Origin of the sequence: Paraburkholderia sp. A1BS-2L, from assembly GCF_051125205.1 — a bacterium.
Classification (GTDB): Bacteria; Pseudomonadota; Gammaproteobacteria; order Burkholderiales; family Burkholderiaceae; genus Paraburkholderia.
Genome location: NZ_CP120429.1, coordinates 262,704 through 279,080 on the forward strand (window position 1 = coordinate 262,704; position 16,377 = coordinate 279,080).

Consider the following 16,377-nt stretch of genomic DNA (forward strand, 5'->3'; position numbering starts at 1 on the left):
GACCCGGTCTGGCGCGCCCCCATGCCGATTGGGTAGGAATCCGCCTACACGGCTTCCGTTTCGCCTACCCGAAGTTCAACCGTCGCCGATTCCCTTGCGCGACGGCGGGCCCGATACTTCGGCACATGGACGCGAACGCCAAATTGACTGAATTGACCGTCTTCCTCGTCGAAGACTCGGCATCGTTGCGGCGCCGGATCGCGGCATTGCTCCATATGGTCGACGGCGTCCGCGTGGTCGGCGAAGCGGAGGACATCCAGACTGCACTAAGGTGCATCGCCGCGTGCCGCCCCGCTGTCGTGATTACCGACTTGCGCTTGCCCGGCGCAAGCGGGCTCGAATTGATATCGGCACTCGCCCGCCGCGGACCGCCGGTGGTCACGATGGTGCTGACCAATCAGTCGAGCCAGCCCTTTCGCGAAGCCTGCCAGGCGGCTGGCGCACATTACTTCTTCGACAAAACCCAGGAGATCGACAAGGCCCGCAGGGCCATCGAGCGCCTGGCCGAGGCGCACCGCCGGCGTGCGGTGCTGTAGCCTCGCTCCGCGCATCGCTTACACGAGCAGCGTCGCGCCCGCCCACACGATCAATACCACGCCCAGCGCGTGACCGATGCGCTCGCCGCCGGGCAGGATCTTTTCCACGAAAACGATCAGCGAAAGCGCCGCGATCCACAGCACGTTCATGACACCGCCGACAAATAGCAGCGCCATCAGCAGCCAGCAGCAGCCGACGCAGTACATCCCGTGCCGCACGCCGAGCAGGAAACCACCCGCGACACCGGAGCGCCCATGCCCGATCAGGAAATTGACCGGCGAGCGGCACTGGTGGAGACAAGCGCGCTTGAGCGGCGTGAACTGATAGATGCCGGCCGCCGCGAGAATGATCGCGGAAAGCGCCGCACTCTTCGACCACAGCATCATTGCCGAAATGAGACCGCGTGGTTGCAGGGTCATCTGCAACCACGACGCGCCAATCGAAAACGCGAGCCACGCGCAGAGATAGCCGGCCAGAAGCCCTAGCGAAAGCACTGCGGCATACGATTCCGATGCGCCGCGATGCCGGATGACACGGCGATACAGCAGGATCAGCGGCAACGCGCTGGGCGTCATCATCGCGATCATCATGATCCACCACATGACGATCACGGCGGGCAGCGACATCGCCATGCCGCCGCCGCTGGCGAGCCGATGCGGGAACAGCGCCGCCGCTGTCATGGCCAGCGCCGACATGCCGGTTCCCGCCCCTGTCCACACGTAATACCACGACGCCGCCACCACGCCGGCAACGCCGGCACAGCCAGCAATGCCGGGCGCCGTCAGCGCATGACCACGCCAGCGAACGACCGTGTTCATACCGCGGCGCGATGCCGGATCGGCCCCTGGTTGTTCAGATGCAGGCGCGCGAACTGCGCATAGGTGCCGTCCAGTTGCAGCGCGATGTTGCCTTGCGAGCTGCCCGAGCCGGAGCCGATTTCGGCAAGCTCGTATTCGAAACCGTTCGGCAGGTCGATGCGCACGCGATGCTCGGCGCCCGTCGCCGGATTGCGAATCGGCTCGCCGACGACGTCGAAGACACCTTCGACATGAACCCGGCCGCGCCTCGCATCGACATCGGCTTCGAAATCGATCTTCGTGAAGATCGGCTCGAACGCCTGCTCGATCGTCGATGAGTAGACTGCGAACATCGTGGCGAATGGTTCGGTATCCTGACCTGTCATGATCTTCAGGATAGCGTCGCGTTGTTCAGGGCTGGCCCGCTCGTCGACGATCGGCTGGCACTTTCCCCTGCCTTCGTGAACCGCTCCGGGCCATTGAAATACCACTGCGATATTGATGCCGTCGAGCCGCACGTCGCCGTAGAAGCCCTGGGCGATGGATATCGCTCCCATGGCCTCGCACCAGCCACGAGTCGGCAGCGCATTGAACTGGCAAGGGCAACCATATGAGCAATTGCAACTGATCAACTCGGTGCCCTGGATTTCCCAGGAAATCACGGTCGTTCTCCTGTCATCGGCGCCTTGCCCTTTGATTTGCTTGATGAAAACCTCGGCACGCCGGGCTGCGTGATTTGAATCTAGTGGACGCCCCAGGCAAAGTCAAAGCCGTGGCGCGCGGTTATTTTCCACGCGCCACGAGTTCAAACCGACGGGTTCAGACCGACGTTTTCAAACCGACGTTTTCAAACCGATTTGGTCACGCCGCCATCGACGCGGATATTCTGGCCGGTAATGTAGGCCGCGCCATCGGAGGCCAGGAACGCAACAGTGGCAGCGATTTCCTCGCTCGTTCCATAGCGCTGCAGCGGCACGGTTTCGCGGCGCGCTTCCTGCGCGGGCAGGCTGTCGATCCAGCCCGGCAGCACATTATTCATGCGAATGTTGTACTTGGCCTGCGTATCCGCGAAAAGCTTTGTGTACGACGCCAGGCCGGCGCGGAACACAGTCGAGGTGGGAAACATCTCGCTCGGCTCGAAGGCCCAGGCGGTGGAGATATTGATCACGACGCCGCCGTGCTGCTTCTGCATGATGGGCGCAACGAGCCGCGTCGGCCGAATCACGTTCATCAGGTAGGTGTCCATGCCGCGATGCCAGTCTTCGTCGGAGATATCGAGAAGCGGGCCGCGCGGACCATGGCCCGCGCTGTTCACCAGCACGTCGACGCGGCCCCAGCGCGACACGGTCAGGTCGACGAGCTTGCGAAGGTCGTCGTTCGACTGATTCGAGCCCGTCACGCCCACGCCGCCGAGTTCCGCCGCCAGCGCCTCGCCCTTGCCCGAGGACGAAAGAATCGCAATCTTGAAGCCGTCGGCAGCCAGGCGCCGCGCGGCGGCCGCGCCCATGCCACTGCCGCCCGCGGTAACCACTGCCACTTTTTCTACTGTCATGGTGTTGATCTCCGAATGTTGGACCACGCCCAGAATATGCGCACACAATGCGCTGCGTACCGAAAAGAACCCAAAATCTGGTCACGCCAATGACGCGCTTTCGATCTCCGCGATCAACGCCTTCAGCACCCCCTCGATCGGCCGGGAAAGCCGCCGTTCGCGCATCGTCGTCACGCAGAGATTGCGCTGATTGAGCAGCGGTTCGTCGAAGCGCTTTGCGATCAGCGAGAGATCGCTGCCGAGCCCCGCGAGCGAGAGCTTGCTGCCCAGCGTGATCGCGCCGGCCAGCGAAGCAAATGCATGCAAGGCGCTCGAACTGTTGCTCGTGAGGATGGGTTCGAGCGTAATGCCATGGCGCGCACAGCACTCGTCGAACAACTGGCGAGCAGTATTGCCGCGCGCTAGCAGCGCGATCGGATAGTCGCGCAGATCCGCAAGCGTGATCGACGCGTGGCGCGCCAGCGGATGCCCCGGCGCGACCAGCGCGCAAACTGGCGACTCGGCGCTGTATTCCACATGGACCTTCGCGGGGTCTCCGCTCGAAAACGACAGCCCCAGATCGACTTCGCCGGTGGCCACCCACTGCTCGACCTGCGAAGGGGTGCCCGAGCGCATATGGAAATGCACCTGCGGCGCAACGGCATGATGCTCGGCCAGCACATGCGGCAGGAACGAGCGCGTGAACCCCTCCGTGCAGCCGATGCGCACGATGCCGCTCCCTAGCGCTTGCGCCGTGGCGATCTCGGCGAGCACCGCGTCGCCTTCGAGCAGCGCGCGCCGCGCGTGCCCGGCCAGCCGCTCGCCTGACTCGGTCAACACCATGCCGCGCGGCATGCGCTCGAACAGCGCCGTGCCCACGTCCTCCTCAAGCTTGCTGATCTGCCGGCTGATGGCCGAGACGGCCACGTGCAGGTTTTCCGACGCCGCCGCCAGCGACCCCGTGCGCGCGACCTCGACGAAGTAGCGCAAAGCAATTCCATGAAGCATGGGCTGATCCGTTCAATGCGCATCGAGCGCGTTGCCATTTCGGCAATGCTAACTGCAAATATTGAAATTGTTGCGAATTTTTGATCTTCCTAGACTGGCTGCATTGCGTGCAATTTATTGCAGTTTCCCGCGCGAGCGCCAGAGAGGAGCCCCTTTGACCGAATCCCGACAAATCGCCATCGACCGCGCGCTGCGCATCTATGACAGCGGCGCGTTTCTCGCCGATCTCCAGCGCCGTATCGGTTTTCGCACGGAAAGCCAGAATCCCGCGCAGGCCGCCGCCGTGCGCGCCTATCTCGCCGAAGAGGTCACGCCCGCACTCGCCCCGCTCGGCTTCACGAGCCGCATCGTCGAAAATCCGGCAGCCGCGCGCGCGCCGATGCTGATCGCGGAACGCATCGAAGACCCGGCCTTGCCGACCGTGCTGACCTACGGCCACGGCGACGTCGTGCGCGGCTACGACGAACAGTGGCGCGAAGGCCTCGCGCCATGGACGATCACCGTGGAAGGCGACCGCTGGTACGGACGCGGCACCGCCGACAACAAGGGGCAGCACTCCGTGAACTTCGCGGCGCTCGCCGCCGTGCTCGGCGCACGCGGCGGCAAGCTCGGCTACAACGTGAAGCTGATCTTCGAAACCGGCGAGGAAATCGGCTCGCCGGGCCTCGACGACGTTTGCGCCGCGCACCGGGACGCCCTCGCGGCGGACGTGTTCATCGCCTCGGACGGCCCACGCGTGCTGGCCGAGCGGCCCACGCTGTTCCTCGGCTCGCGCGGCGGCGTGACTTTCGAGCTGCTCGTCGACCTGCGCAAAGGCGCGCATCACTCGGGCAACTGGGGCGGCGCGCTGCGCAATCCGGCCATCGTGCTCGCGCACGCGATCGCGAGCGTCGTCGACAAGCGCGGCGCCATCGCCGTGGACGGCCTGCGCCCGCCGCCGATTCCGGCGAGCGTGCGCGAGGCACTCTCCGACATCGTGCTCGGCGGCGACGAAGACGCCCCCGCGATCGACCCGGACTGGGGCGAGCCCGGCCTCACGCCCACCGAGCGCGTGATCGCCTGGAACACGCTCGAAGTGCTCGCGTTCAAGTCCGGCAATCCCGACGCGCCCGTCAACGCGATTCCGCCCATGGCCAAAGCGACCTGCCAGCTGCGCTTCGTGGTCGGCACGGACGCCGCGCGCGCGGGCGAACACCTCGAAGCGCATTTTGCGCGGCTCGGCTTCAGCGACGTGCAAGTGCGCGTCACGCAGACTTCGGCGGCCACGCGCCTCGACCCCGACGACGCCTGGGTGCGCTGGGCGCTCGAATCGCTGCGCACATCCACGGGCAAGAAGCCCGCGCTGCTGCCGAACCTCGGCGGCACCGTGCCCAACGACGTATTCGCGTACACGCTCGGCCTGCCGACGCTCTGGGTCCCGCACTCGTATCCCGCTTGCGCGCAGCACGCGCCGAACGAGCATCTGCTCGGCTCGGTCGCGCGCGAAGCGCTCGCCGTGATGGCAGGACTCTGGTGGGACCTCGGCGACGACGCCGCGCGCCTCGCCGCCGGTACAACCGCAACAAGTCCGCAAGCAAAAACGAAACCGCAAGCGCCGCAATCCTCCGGCGCCCTGCTCTGAGAAAAAGGCCCGCCAACATGTCCGCCAGGAAACCCGTGAGCCTCGTCAGGCTTGTCATCGCCACCTCCGCCGGCAACGCGCTCGAATGGTTCGACATCGCCATTTACGGGTTTTTCGCGGTGTACATCGGCAAGCACTTCTTTCCGGCCGTCAACGAAACCGTTTCGATGCTGCTCACGTTCGGCACCTTCGGCGCGTCATATCTCGTGCGGCCGATCGGCGGCGCGGTGCTGGGCGCCTATGCCGACCGGCGCGGACGCAAGGCGGCGATGATGCTCTCGGTGGTCCTCATGATGGTGGGCACGGCGATCATCGCGCTGATTCCCGACTACGCGGCGATCGGCGTAGCCGCGCCGCTCGCGGTGTTCGCCGCGCGGCTCATCCAGGGCTTTTCGGCGGGCGGCGAGTTCGGCGCGTCCACCGCCATGCTGATCGAGCACGCCCCGCATCGGCGCGGCTTCTTCGCGAGCTGGCAGTTCGCGACTCAGGGCCTCGCGACGCTGCTCGCGGCCTCGTTCGGCTTTGGGCTCGCGCGCATCCTGACGCCCGCCGATCTCGCGGCATGGGGCTGGCGTCTGCCGTTTTTCTTCGGATTGCTGATTGGTCCGGTGGGTCTCTATCTGCGCAGCTACATCGACGACGCCGAGGACTTCAAGCGCGCCGAGCGCACCGAGACACCCGTGCGCGACGTGATGGCCAGGCAAAAGCGCCTCCTGCTCACGGCCATCGGCCTGCTGACCGTCTCCACGGCAGTCAACTACCTGCTCCAGTACATTCCGACCTTCGCGATCCGCCAGCTCCATCTGCCGGCGGCGACCGGTTTCGCGGCGACCATGGTGGGCGGCGTGATTCTCACGGTCGTCACGCCGTTCGCGGGGCATTTGTCGGACCGCATCGGCCGCCGCACGCAAATGACCTGCGTGGCGGTGCTGTTACTCGTCAGTGCGTACCCCGGCTTTGCGTGGGCGACGAGCTATTCGAGCGCGCTGCCGCTGTTCGTGCTGATCGCATGGCTCGCGCTTTTGAAATCGATCTATTTCGGCGCGCTGCCCGCGCTCATGGCCGAGATCTTCCCGGCCGCGACGCGTGCGACGGGCATGTCGATCGGCTACAACATCGGCGTTACCGTGTTCGGCGGCTTTACGCCGGCCATCGTCACATGGATGCTCAGCGCGACGGGCGACAAGAGCGCGCCGGGCTACTGGCTGATCGTCACCGCCATGATCAGCCTCGCCGCGCTGGCCTACGTGAGCCGGGTGAGCGTCGCGGCCCCGGTCTCGCCGCAGGCGGCAGCTTAAAAGCGCTCGAGGGCGCTTACCGTGCCCGCCCCGCGGAGCCGGCATCGCTCGAACTGCGATAATTGCGGGAAACCCAGACGCCGGACTGCCGAATATTCGCCGAACCCCGCGATATCTGGTAGAACATCGGCCTGGGCTTTTTCGATCAATAACCGCGAGAGACGACGCAAATGAACACCCCCCGTCCCCTTGAAATCGCCGTGGAACGGCACCCGAATCCCACGCCGGCCGATGAAATCGCCGCCCGGCTGACCAATCCGGTGTTCGGACGCGTTTTCACGGATCACATGGTCACGATCCGCTGGACGGAAGGCATTGGCTGGCACGACGCCAAGGTGGAAGCGCGCCGCCCGTTCCAGATCGACCCGGCCTGCGCGGTGCTGCACTATGCACAGGAAATTTTCGAAGGCATGAAGGCATATCGCGGCGAAAATGGCCAGATTTCGCTGTTCCGCCCGCAGGAAAACGCCAAGCGCTTCCGCAACTCGGCCGCGCGCATGTCGATGGCCGACTTGCCCGAAGAGCTGTTCCTGCGCGCCGTCGAGGCACTTGTCGACATCGACCGCGCCTGGGTGCCGGGCGGCGACGGCAGCCTCTACCTGCGCCCCTTCATGTTCGCCAACGAGAGCTTCCTCGGCGTGCGCGCCGCCAGCGAATACATCTTCTGCGTGATCGCCTGCCCGGTCGGTCCCTATTTCAAGTCGGGCAAATCGGCGGTCACGGTCTGGGTTTCGGACCAGTACACGCGCGCGGCGCCGGGCGGCACAGGCGCAGCCAAGTGCGGCGGCAACTATGCGGCCAGCTTGATCGCGCAGACCGAGGCGTCGGCGCATGGCTGCGATCAGGTGGTCTTCCTCGATGCCGCGCAGCATCGCTGGATCGAAGAACTCGGCGGCATGAACGTGTTCTTCGTGCTAGACGACGGCTCGCTCGTCACGCCGCCGCTTTCCGGCACGATCCTGCCGGGCATCACGCGCGCGTCGATCATCGAGCTGGCACGCAAGGAAGGTCTGACCGTCAACGAAACGCCCATTTCGTTCGATGACTGGCGCGACGGCGCCGCATCGGGCCGCGTCAAGGAAACGTTCGCGTGCGGCACGGCGGCGGTCGTCACGGCGATCGGCACGGTGCGCCATGCGGGCGGCGAGTTCTCGATCGGGGACGGCGGCGAAGGCGAAGTCACGCGCAAGCTGCGCACGCTGCTTACGGGGATTCAGCGCGGCAAGGTCGCGGATCCGGCGGGCTGGGTGTGGAATGTGAAGGGGTAATCCCTTTTCGGGGGCGCTCGTGCACACCGAATTGCCGAACGCCCCTGCTCGATCAAGCACGCAACTGCATCACACGCATGTCCATTACGGCCATCGCATCAGGATTTTGATCAGGAATCCTCACCCAAACCGCACGCAATAAATCGGCGGAAAATGCGCGGAAACCTGGTGCCAGTTTTCGCCACTATCGCTGGAAGTCCAGAGTGCGCCGGTGGTGGACCCCATCGCGAGACGCGTGCCCGAGTCGTCCACGACGAGGCCGTGCCGATACACGAGGTCATAGGCCGGCGCGGGCGGCAAACCGTTGGAGAAACGCTCGAACGTGCGGCCACCATCGCGCGTGCGCGTGACCACGAACTTGCCGTCGACCGGGATCCGGCAGGCGTCCTTCACGGCCGGCACGAACCATGCGATGTCGGGCTCGCGCGGATGCACGGCCACCGCGAAGCCAAAGCTCGACGGCTGCGCTTCGATGCGCTGCCAGTGCTCGGCGCCATCGGTCGAGCGGAAGATCGCGCAGTGATGCTGAGTCCACAGCACATCGGGGTTCGACGCACATTGCACGACGCGGTGGGGGTCCTGCACATTGGCTTCGCCGCGCCGCTCGGGCGGCATGTAGTCGGCTTCCATGCCCTCGGAACTCAGTTGCCAGTTCGCGCCGCCATCGACGGTCTGCCAGACGCCGCCACACGAGATGCCGATTGTCACGTGACGGCTGTCGCGCGGATCGACCATCACGGAATGGATGCCCGGCGCGTCGTAGCCGCCGCCGAACCATTCGGGACGCTCCGGACGCTCCCACAGCGCGCGGTTGAGTTCCCAGCTGTCGCCGCCGTCGCCGGAGCGGAACAGTCCTCCGGGAATCGTGCCGGCCCACAGCACGCCCCGCTCGTCCGGGCCCCCCGTCTCTAGCGACCAGATTTGCTGCAGCGTCCAGGGTGGCGATGGCGGGCGGGGCTCTGCGTCGCTCGCGCCGTTGCTCGCGCGCGCCTCCTCGGGCGGCTGCGGCGGGTAGACCGGAACCGCGCATTCTTCCCATTCGGTCATGCCCGCGCGCATCCGGTGCAGCTTCACGCCGAAATGACCGAGATTGAGCGCGGCGTAAAGCGTCCCGTCGCGCGAGTCCGGTAGCACCATGCTCACCGGCTCGCCCGCGAAATGCGGCGCGCCGTACGTCCAGCCGCCCGCGCCATCGTGTTGCAGTATGAATAGACCCTTGCGCGTGGCGACAAATAATCGATCGCTCATGTGGAATGTCTCCTGGGCGGATAGCTACCCGCCCGACAACGCTTGAACGACGTAGACGCGGCTTGCCTCGCTCAAGGTGTCGGAAAGATGTTGCCGGTCGCGCACGGGGTGGCCATCCACGAACACGGACAGATGCCGCCGCAGTGCGCCTTGATCGTCGAGAATGTAACCGCGCAGCCTCGGCTGCGCGGCGAAAACGGCCGCGAACGCTTCGCCCAGCGTGCGCGCGTCGATCTCACGCTCGGGCGTTGCGACGTGCCGCTGAATCGAGGCAGCGAAGAATATATGGGCCATGGCGGACCGGCGGCGCGGAAAGGCCGTCGCCGCCGGTTTTGTAGTTTAGGCGATTTGCCGGGCGAGTCCATGCAGGCAACCCGTGAAGCATGCGCGGTACGCGCCCGCCGCCAAACCTGGCACAATCACACATGATGTACGCACTCACGAACGGTTCATCACCGCAAGCTCAAGAAACGCCCCAAACCCAGGACCCCCATGGCCCCGCTGGTCGCCACACTCGCTCTATTGATCGTCGTCTTTGTCCACGTGAGCCTTCCTCGCGTCACGCCCCGAGGGCCGAAGCGGCTCATCGCGCATGCATCGCTGCTGCTCGTGGGTTTGGGGTTCGGTGTAGTCAGCGCGATGCTGACTGGCCCGGCTGCGCCGCCGTGGGCCGTGATCGCATGCGGCATGGGCATCGTTCACGTGCCGGCGCTATGCCTGCTCGTGCTCAAGCGCATGAGGCGATGACTTCATCCCGCGCAGCAGGCGCACTGGCGCGCGCCCGATTCAACACCGCGAGCACCTCGCTCGCCGTATTCTCCGAATGCTCGCGCAAAATCCGCGGTAAATCAGCGTGCGCAGGATCTTCAAGCGCAGCCAGAATCGCGTCGTGCTCATCCATCGATTCGGACCAGCGCAATACGTCGGTATTCGCCGCGCCACGCGCGCGATGCACTTTCGACATCAGCGTCGCGTAGATATTCGAAAGCACCGGATTCCCGGCCGCATCCACGATCATCTGATGCACCTGCTGATTCAGCCGGAAATACTCCAGCCGCTTGCCCGCATGGTGGCACTCCACCATGCGCCGGTGCTTCGCGCCGATGGCGGCCACCTGGGTGATGCTCATGCGCTGCTGCAACAACGCCCCCGCCATCGCTTCGAGCCCGTGCAGCATCTCGAAGGTGCTGGCAAGGTCCTCGAGGTCGATCGCCGCCACGCGGTAACCGATGTACTGCCGGTGCGTCACGCGCCCTTCCGACACCAGCACCTTGAGCGCCTCGCGCAAGGGCGTTTTCGACACGTCGAATGCCTGGCACATTTCCTTTTCGTCGATGCGCGCGCCCGGCGGCATCTCGCCTTCATCGATCATGACGCGCAAGCGCGCAGCGACCTCCGCAGCCATGCCGCGGGTGCGCAACAACAGGGGGGAGCTATTCGACTGACTATTCATGGCAATAGCTTAACATGCCCCTAGTACATACCCTGAATATCAAATCAATCTTATATAAATCAATATGTTAGTATATTTGTAATTATAGATTCTTAATCCTATACTCTGTCGGACGTTGCGCGACGCCATGAAAACATCCGCCTCTCCCAGGAGCTGTTCATGTCAACAACATCCGGTGTGGCCGCCATGGCGGCCCACAAGTCCAGCGTGCGCTGGAAGATTTTTCTGGTCATGCTGAGCCTCATTTCGATCAACTACATCGACCGCGCGTCGCTGTCGGTTGCCATGCCGCTGATCTCGAAGGAGTTCGACGTCGGACCGGCCATGGAGGGCCTCATCCTCAGCTCGTTTTTCTGGACCTATGCGTTCATGCAGATTCCGGGCGGCATGCTGGCCGACCGTTTCAAGCCGCGCATCGTGATCGCCTGCGCCACGGTCTTCTGGGGCTTCTTCCAGGCCATCGCCGCGCTCTGCACGAACGCCCCGGCCCTGCTGCTCACGCGTCTGGGCCTTGGCGCATCCGAAGCGCCGATCATGCCCGCGGGCGGCAAGCTCAACGCCATCTGGATGACGCAGACCGAACGCGGCCGCGGCGCCACCCTGCTCGACGGCGGCGCGCCGCTTGGCGCGGCGCTCGGCGCGATCCTGATCACCGGGCTCATCGCCATGCTCGGCTCGTGGCGTCTGGCCTTCGCGGTCGCGGGCATCGGCACCGTGCTCGCCGGCATCCTCGCGTGGTTCTATGTGCGCAACACGCCGCGCGAACATCCGGGCGTGAACGAACTGGAAGCCGCCTATATCGAGGAATCGCACGCACAAGACGCGGCGCTCGAACCGGCCTCGCTCTCGGGCCGCACGAGCGACTTCTTCAAATACCGCTCGGTGTGGGGCATGTTCTTCGGCTGGATGTGCTTCAATACGGTTTTCTACGGACTCCTGACCTGGATGCCAAACTATCTGCACATGGTGCACGGCTTCGACATCAAGCAGATGGGCGGTTCGAGCTTCATCATCTTTTTCAGCGGCTTCATCGGCGAGCTGATCGGCGGCTGGATCGCCGACAAGTGGAAGGCGGCGGGCGGCCGTCCGAATGTCGTGATGCGCACGCTGTTCGGCGTCGCGGCGGTGATCGCCACCGTGTCGATCTTTTCGGTCGCCTACGTGACCAATGCGGTCGCGGTGGTCGCGCTGCTCTCGACCACGCTGTTCTTCCTGCGCTGGTGCGGTCTTTACTGGTGCATCCCGTCTTCGCTCGGCACGCGCAGCAAGATCGGCTTCCTCGGCGGCTTCATGAATCTCGGCGGCAATATCGGCGGCATTTCGGTGCCGATCATCGTCGGCGCGATCGTGCAGCTCACGCACTCGTACTTCCTCGCGCTGATGTTCTTCGCGGCGGCCGGTGTCGGCTTGCTGGTGTGCTCGAGCGTGATCGACTACGAAAAGAAGATTCCGGTCTGACGCGATCCGCTGCATGCCGCTTCATTTATTCAGCCATTCATCTTTAGATATCGACATGAACAAGCGCTCTCTTCTCGGCATGCTCACGCCGTCGTCCAATACCGCGCTCGAGCCGCTCACGAGCGCGATGGTCGGGGGCCTGCCCGATGTCTCCGCACACTTCGCACGCTTTCCCGTGACGGAGATTTCACTCTCGGACCAGGCACTCGGCCAGTTCGACGACACGAAAATCCTGCAAGCCGCCGAATTGCTCGCCGACGCCAAAGTCGATGTGATCGGCTGGAACGGCACGTCCTCGGGCTGGCTCGGCTTCGAAGCCGACGAGCGCCTGTGCCGCCGCATCACCGAGGCCACCGGCATCCCCGCCACGACCTCCGTGCTCGCGCTCAACGAGATCCTCCGCAAGACCGGCGCCGAAAATTTCGGCCTCGTCACGCCCTACCTCGAAGAGGTGCAGGAAAAGATCGTCGCCAACTACCGCAGCGAAGGCCTGAACTGCATCGCCGAGCAGCACCTGGACCTGAAGGTCAATTTTTCGTTTTCCGAGGTCACGGCCGACCAGATCCGCGAGATGGTGCTCGCGGTGGCGGCGGCCAAGCCGCGCGCGATCACGACGTTCTGCACGAATCTCAAGGCTGCGCATCTCGTGCGGGCGCTTGAGGAAGAGACCGGCATTCCCGTCTACGACACGATCTCCACGGTGGTCTGGAAGTCGCTTCAGATCGCGGGCTATGACACCCGCCAGGTCAAGGGTTGGGGGCGGTTGTTCAGCGAAGTCGTTTAAGGACCGGGCAAACGCGCTGCGTTATCCAGCAAAACGAACAAGGAGCAATCGATGAGAGTGCCTCATACGTTGTGCAGAATGGCCGCTGCAGCGATCGTCGCCGGCTCGGCGGCGCACGCTGTGCATGCTGCCGGCGCCGCCAGTGCGGCATCGCCAGACATGCCTGCCGTCGTGCCGGAATCAGTCGGCGTCGATTCGGCGCCGCTCGTGCGCATGTCGCAATGGCTGCGCAACGACAAGATGGACGTGCGCAGCCTCGTGGTCGTGAAGGACGGCAAGATCGTGTTCGAGCGCTATGGCGACGGCCTCACGCGCGAGAACAACTACGAGCTGTACTCGGTCACGAAGACGATTACCGCGCTGCTCACCGGCATCCTGGTGGGCGAAGGCAAGCTCAACCCCTCGACGAAAGTCGCGCCTATGATCGCGCAGGCGCGGCCCGACCTCGCGGGCGAACTCACCGACAAGCAGAACATCGAGCTGCGCCACCTGATGTCGATGTCGAGCGGCCTCAGCTATCAGACCCGCGAAGGCACGGACCCGCTCTACTACGAAGCGCCCGACCGGCTGCGCGTCGCGGTCACGAGCCACGCCACCGATGCGCTGCCCGGAACGCGCTTCGACTATATCGACGTGAATCCCGTGCTCACCGGCACGGCCGTCTCGATCGCCGCGCAAGCGCCCGAGGACCAGTTCGCGCGCGAGAAGCTGTTCGGGCCGCTCGGCATGTCGCATTACCGCTGGAGCGGCGCGGACAAAACCGGCGCGGTTTCGGGTGGCTGGGGACTGCGCCTGCGCGCCGTGGACATGGCCAAGATCGGCATGCTGCTGCTCGACGGCGGACGCTGGCGCGGCAAGCAGATCGTGCCCGCCGCATGGATCAAGCAGATGGCGACGCCCTCGCCCGCTGCCGCCGACTACGGCTATTACTGCTGGATTCAGCACGTGGTCGAGAAGGGCCAGCCCGAATACGGCGCGATGGGCTTCAAGGGGCAATTCATCACGGTGCTGCCCGCGCAGCACGCGGTGGTCGTGATGACGAGCCTGCTGCCGACCGAAGGCGGGCTGCGCGACGCGACCTACCTCCAGCAGTATCGGCGCATAGTCAACGACTACATTCTTCCCGCGCTCTCGCCCGCGAGCAAACCGGCGCAGACCGCCGCGAAAACCCAGGCGCTGCACGAGGAACTCGAAAAGAGCCGCCGGACCCAGGGGATTCCTGGCACGGCCGCCGCATTCAACGACGCCCCTGAAACATGAAGGAAACCGCGACGATGACAACCCTGCCGGTCCCGCCGCTCCCCGTGTTTTCGCCGCCCCGCTCGCGGCGCGCATCGCCGGTCCTGTGCGCGCTGCTCGCGCGCATGGCGCCGCTCGTGTTCGGCGTATGCGCGCTCGTGCCGTTCGCGGCTAGCGCACAGCAAGCGAGTGCCACAAGCACCACGAGCGCCCCGCTCCACGAAGCCGGCATCGAAGCCGCGATGCCCGAGGACGTGGGCGTCGATTCGAGCGAACTCGTGCGGCTCTCGCAATGGATCCACGATCAGAAGCTCGACGTCTACAGCCTGCTCGTGGTGAAAGACGGCAAGCTGATTTTCGAGCGCTATGGCGCGGGCGCGTCGCGCAACGCCAACTACGAACTGTATTCCGTGACCAAGTCGGTGACGTCGCTGGTCGCGGGCATCCTGATCGACGAGGGCAAGATCGGCCTGAACGATTCGGTGGGCGACAAGCTGAGCGCATGGCGTCCCGACTTGCGCGCGGATTTCGCAGACAAGCGCGACATCGAGCTGCGCCATGTGCTGTCGATGTCGAGCGGCCTGCACTACGACTTCCGCCCCAAGGACGATCCCATCTACTACACGGCGCCCGACCGCCTGAAGCTTGCGGCCACAACAAGTCCGAAGGCCGCGCCCGGCACGGCGTTCGAATACACGGACATCAATCCGATCCTGACTTCGGCCATGTTGAGCGCAGCGGCGCGCGAGCCGGTCGAACGGTATGCCCAGGCGCACCTGTTCGAGCCGCTCGGCATGCAGCACGCGGCGTGGGAACGCGCCGACCAGAAGGAGCTGGTCTCGGCAGGATGGGGCTTGCGGCTGCGCGCGGTGGACATGGCGAAGATCGGCATGCTCGTGCTCGATCACGGCCGATGGCAGGGCCGCCAGGTGGTGCCGCAGCAGTGGATCGCGCAGATGACGACGCCGGCGGTGTCGCCTCACTTCGGCTACTACTGGTGGGTCAACAACATCGTGCAGAACGAGCCCGAATATGACGCGATGGGCTTCAAGGGGCAATTCATCACGGTGCTGCCCAAGCGCAACACGGTGATCGTGATGACGAGCATGCTGCCGATCGAGGGCGGCCTGCGCGACGCGAAGAACGTGCAAATGTTCCGGCAGATGGTAAGCGGCTATATCGTGCCGGCGCTCGACAATACGCAGCACGCGAAGCCCAGCGACGCGCGACGCGCGGCGCTCGCGCAAGAGATCGAGGTGAGCGCGCGCACGCAAGGCATTCCGGGCACTTCGATGGACCCGACCGACAAGCCGAAGCTATAAGTTGCTGACGCACCGCACGCGCGACGCGCTCGCGCGGCCACGCTGGAACTCGCGCTAGCGCTGGCGCGAGTGCTAGAACCAGCGCCAGATGCCCGCAGCCATGCCGGCAATCGGCCTATGGGCCCAGGTAGCGACGAGCCAGACGACGAGGCCGCCCGCCAGCGCGTGCATGCCGAAGCCGCCCAGCCGCGCACGGCCCGCCACGATGGCCGCGAACGGCAAGTAGCTCGTTTTCGCTTCCCAGGCGGGCCATTGCTCGGGCTGCAGGCGCTCCTTCTTGCGGTCCTGCAAGGCGGAACCCACGAGCGCGAGCACGATCATCGCCACTGCAACCACGATGTTCTTCCCGACCGGATACACCGCGATATGACACAGCCCCCAGAGGGCGAACGCCCACATCATCGGATGCCGCGTGACCGCGTAGACGCCGCGCGCCGCCTCGGGAAACGCGCCGGGCCGGCCGCCCGTGGGCAGCGCGGGATTGCGGACCAGCGAGCCCATCAGCAGGATCGAGGCGATCAGCATCAGCACCGTCACCACGGCCCAGAGGCCGTTGCCGACCGCCCAGAGCGGCTCGGTCAGCGGCGCGCGCCGGTAGGCCACGATCATCCAGCCGAGCGTCGCGAACGAGACCAGCGAGTAGATGCCCTGGAACACGGTCTCGCCGAGCGCGCCCACCAATGGCTTGCGCAATGGATGGGACAGGATGAAGTGGCTGCCCACGAAGGCGGCGGCCGCCGCCACGACTGCGGTGATGCTTCCGTCAGGGCTTGGCATGAGCGTGGCTCCTCAGGTCAGGTCATATCGTCAGCA

17 protein-coding genes are annotated in these 16,377 nt (G+C 65.1%); 9 read left to right on the forward strand and 8 right to left on the reverse strand.

Annotated elements, in window-relative coordinates:
- Positions 1-125 precede the first annotated feature (125 nt).
- Positions 126-536, forward strand: coding sequence for a response regulator (locus P5W98_RS15980; protein WP_421025337.1), 411 nt, complete (start codon positions 126-128; stop codon positions 534-536).
- Positions 537-554: 18 nt separating this feature from the next.
- Here the strand turns inward: P5W98_RS15980 and P5W98_RS15985 are convergent, their stop codons facing one another.
- The 4 genes from P5W98_RS15985 to P5W98_RS16000 all read right to left on the reverse strand — a co-directional run bounded on the left by P5W98_RS15985 (position 555) and on the right by P5W98_RS16000 (position 3,873).
- Positions 555-1,355 (reverse strand): DUF2182 domain-containing protein, encoded by an 801-nt coding sequence (locus tag P5W98_RS15985; protein ID WP_421025336.1) that lies wholly within the window; start codon positions 1,353-1,355, stop codon positions 555-557.
- The gene (locus P5W98_RS15990; protein WP_421025335.1) at positions 1,352-1,996 is read right to left on the reverse strand and encodes a DUF1326 domain-containing protein; all 645 of its coding nucleotides are present in this window, start codon (positions 1,994-1,996) and stop codon (positions 1,352-1,354) included. Before P5W98_RS15990 ends, P5W98_RS15985 begins: the two co-directional genes overlap by 4 nt.
- 185 nt (positions 1,997-2,181) lie before the next feature.
- Positions 2,182-2,886, reverse strand: coding sequence for an SDR family oxidoreductase (locus tag P5W98_RS15995; protein ID WP_421025334.1), 705 nt, complete (start codon positions 2,884-2,886; stop codon positions 2,182-2,184).
- 81 nt (positions 2,887-2,967) lie between these two features.
- A complete protein-coding gene (locus P5W98_RS16000; RefSeq protein ID WP_421025333.1) occupies positions 2,968-3,873 on the reverse strand; it encodes a LysR family transcriptional regulator in 906 nt (301 codons plus the stop codon).
- A gap of 154 nt (positions 3,874-4,027) precedes the next feature.
- Here P5W98_RS16000 and P5W98_RS16005 point away from each other — a divergent pair, with 154 nt between their 5' ends.
- From P5W98_RS16005 to P5W98_RS16015, 3 genes are all read left to right on the forward strand, one after another.
- On the forward strand, positions 4,028-5,494 hold the full coding sequence (locus P5W98_RS16005) for a M20 family metallopeptidase (RefSeq protein WP_421025332.1): 1,467 nt from the start codon (positions 4,028-4,030) through the stop codon (positions 5,492-5,494).
- Positions 5,495-5,511: 17 nt separating this feature from the next.
- Positions 5,512-6,792, forward strand: a complete 1,281-nt coding sequence (locus tag P5W98_RS16010) for an MFS transporter (protein WP_421025331.1) — start codon at positions 5,512-5,514, stop codon at positions 6,790-6,792.
- 170 nt (positions 6,793-6,962) lie between these two features.
- Positions 6,963-8,060 carry a branched-chain amino acid aminotransferase gene (locus P5W98_RS16015; RefSeq protein WP_421025330.1) on the forward strand — a complete coding sequence of 366 codons (1,098 nt, stop codon included), beginning with the start codon at positions 6,963-6,965 and terminating at the stop codon, positions 8,058-8,060.
- A 120-nt stretch (positions 8,061-8,180) separates the two neighbouring features.
- Here P5W98_RS16015 and P5W98_RS16020 read toward each other — a convergent pair whose 3' ends face one another.
- Positions 8,181-9,308 carry a WD40/YVTN/BNR-like repeat-containing protein gene (locus P5W98_RS16020; protein WP_421025329.1) on the reverse strand — a complete coding sequence of 376 codons (1,128 nt, stop codon included), beginning with the start codon at positions 9,306-9,308 and terminating at the stop codon, positions 8,181-8,183.
- A gap of 24 nt (positions 9,309-9,332) precedes the next feature.
- Entirely contained in the window at positions 9,333-9,602 is a 270-nt protein-coding gene (locus P5W98_RS16025) for a MoaD/ThiS family protein (protein ID WP_421025328.1), read from the reverse strand.
- A 198-nt stretch (positions 9,603-9,800) separates the two neighbouring features.
- On the opposite strand from P5W98_RS16025, the gene P5W98_RS16030 reads away from it, so the two are divergent.
- On the forward strand, positions 9,801-10,055 hold the full coding sequence (locus tag P5W98_RS16030) for a hypothetical protein (RefSeq protein ID WP_421025327.1): 255 nt from the start codon (positions 9,801-9,803) through the stop codon (positions 10,053-10,055).
- Here the strand turns inward: P5W98_RS16030 and P5W98_RS16035 are convergent.
- On the reverse strand, positions 10,036-10,713 hold the full coding sequence (locus tag P5W98_RS16035) for a GntR family transcriptional regulator (RefSeq protein ID WP_421025326.1): 678 nt from the start codon (positions 10,711-10,713) through the stop codon (positions 10,036-10,038). The genes P5W98_RS16030 and P5W98_RS16035 overlap by 20 nt on opposite strands.
- A 207-nt stretch (positions 10,714-10,920) precedes the next feature.
- Between P5W98_RS16035 and P5W98_RS16040 the strand changes: the two genes are divergently transcribed.
- The 4 genes from P5W98_RS16040 to P5W98_RS16055 all read left to right on the forward strand — a co-directional run bounded on the left by P5W98_RS16040 (position 10,921) and on the right by P5W98_RS16055 (position 15,564).
- Positions 10,921-12,219, forward strand: a complete 1,299-nt coding sequence (locus P5W98_RS16040; RefSeq protein WP_421025325.1) for an MFS transporter — start codon at positions 10,921-10,923, stop codon at positions 12,217-12,219.
- A gap of 55 nt (positions 12,220-12,274) precedes the next feature.
- A complete protein-coding gene (locus P5W98_RS16045) occupies positions 12,275-13,003 on the forward strand; it encodes a maleate cis-trans isomerase family protein (RefSeq protein WP_421025324.1) in 729 nt (242 codons plus the stop codon).
- Between the two features lie 51 nt (positions 13,004-13,054).
- Positions 13,055-14,263 carry a serine hydrolase domain-containing protein gene (locus tag P5W98_RS16050; RefSeq protein WP_421025323.1) on the forward strand — a complete coding sequence of 403 codons (1,209 nt, stop codon included), beginning with the start codon at positions 13,055-13,057 and terminating at the stop codon, positions 14,261-14,263.
- A gap of 104 nt (positions 14,264-14,367) precedes the next feature.
- Positions 14,368-15,564, forward strand: coding sequence for a serine hydrolase domain-containing protein (locus P5W98_RS16055; RefSeq protein WP_421026991.1), 1,197 nt, complete (start codon positions 14,368-14,370; stop codon positions 15,562-15,564).
- Between the two features lie 72 nt (positions 15,565-15,636).
- Here P5W98_RS16055 and P5W98_RS16060 read toward each other — a convergent pair whose 3' ends face one another.
- A complete protein-coding gene (locus P5W98_RS16060) occupies positions 15,637-16,341 on the reverse strand; it encodes an NnrU family protein (RefSeq protein ID WP_421025322.1) in 705 nt (234 codons plus the stop codon).
- Between the last annotated feature and the right edge of the window lie 36 nt (positions 16,342-16,377).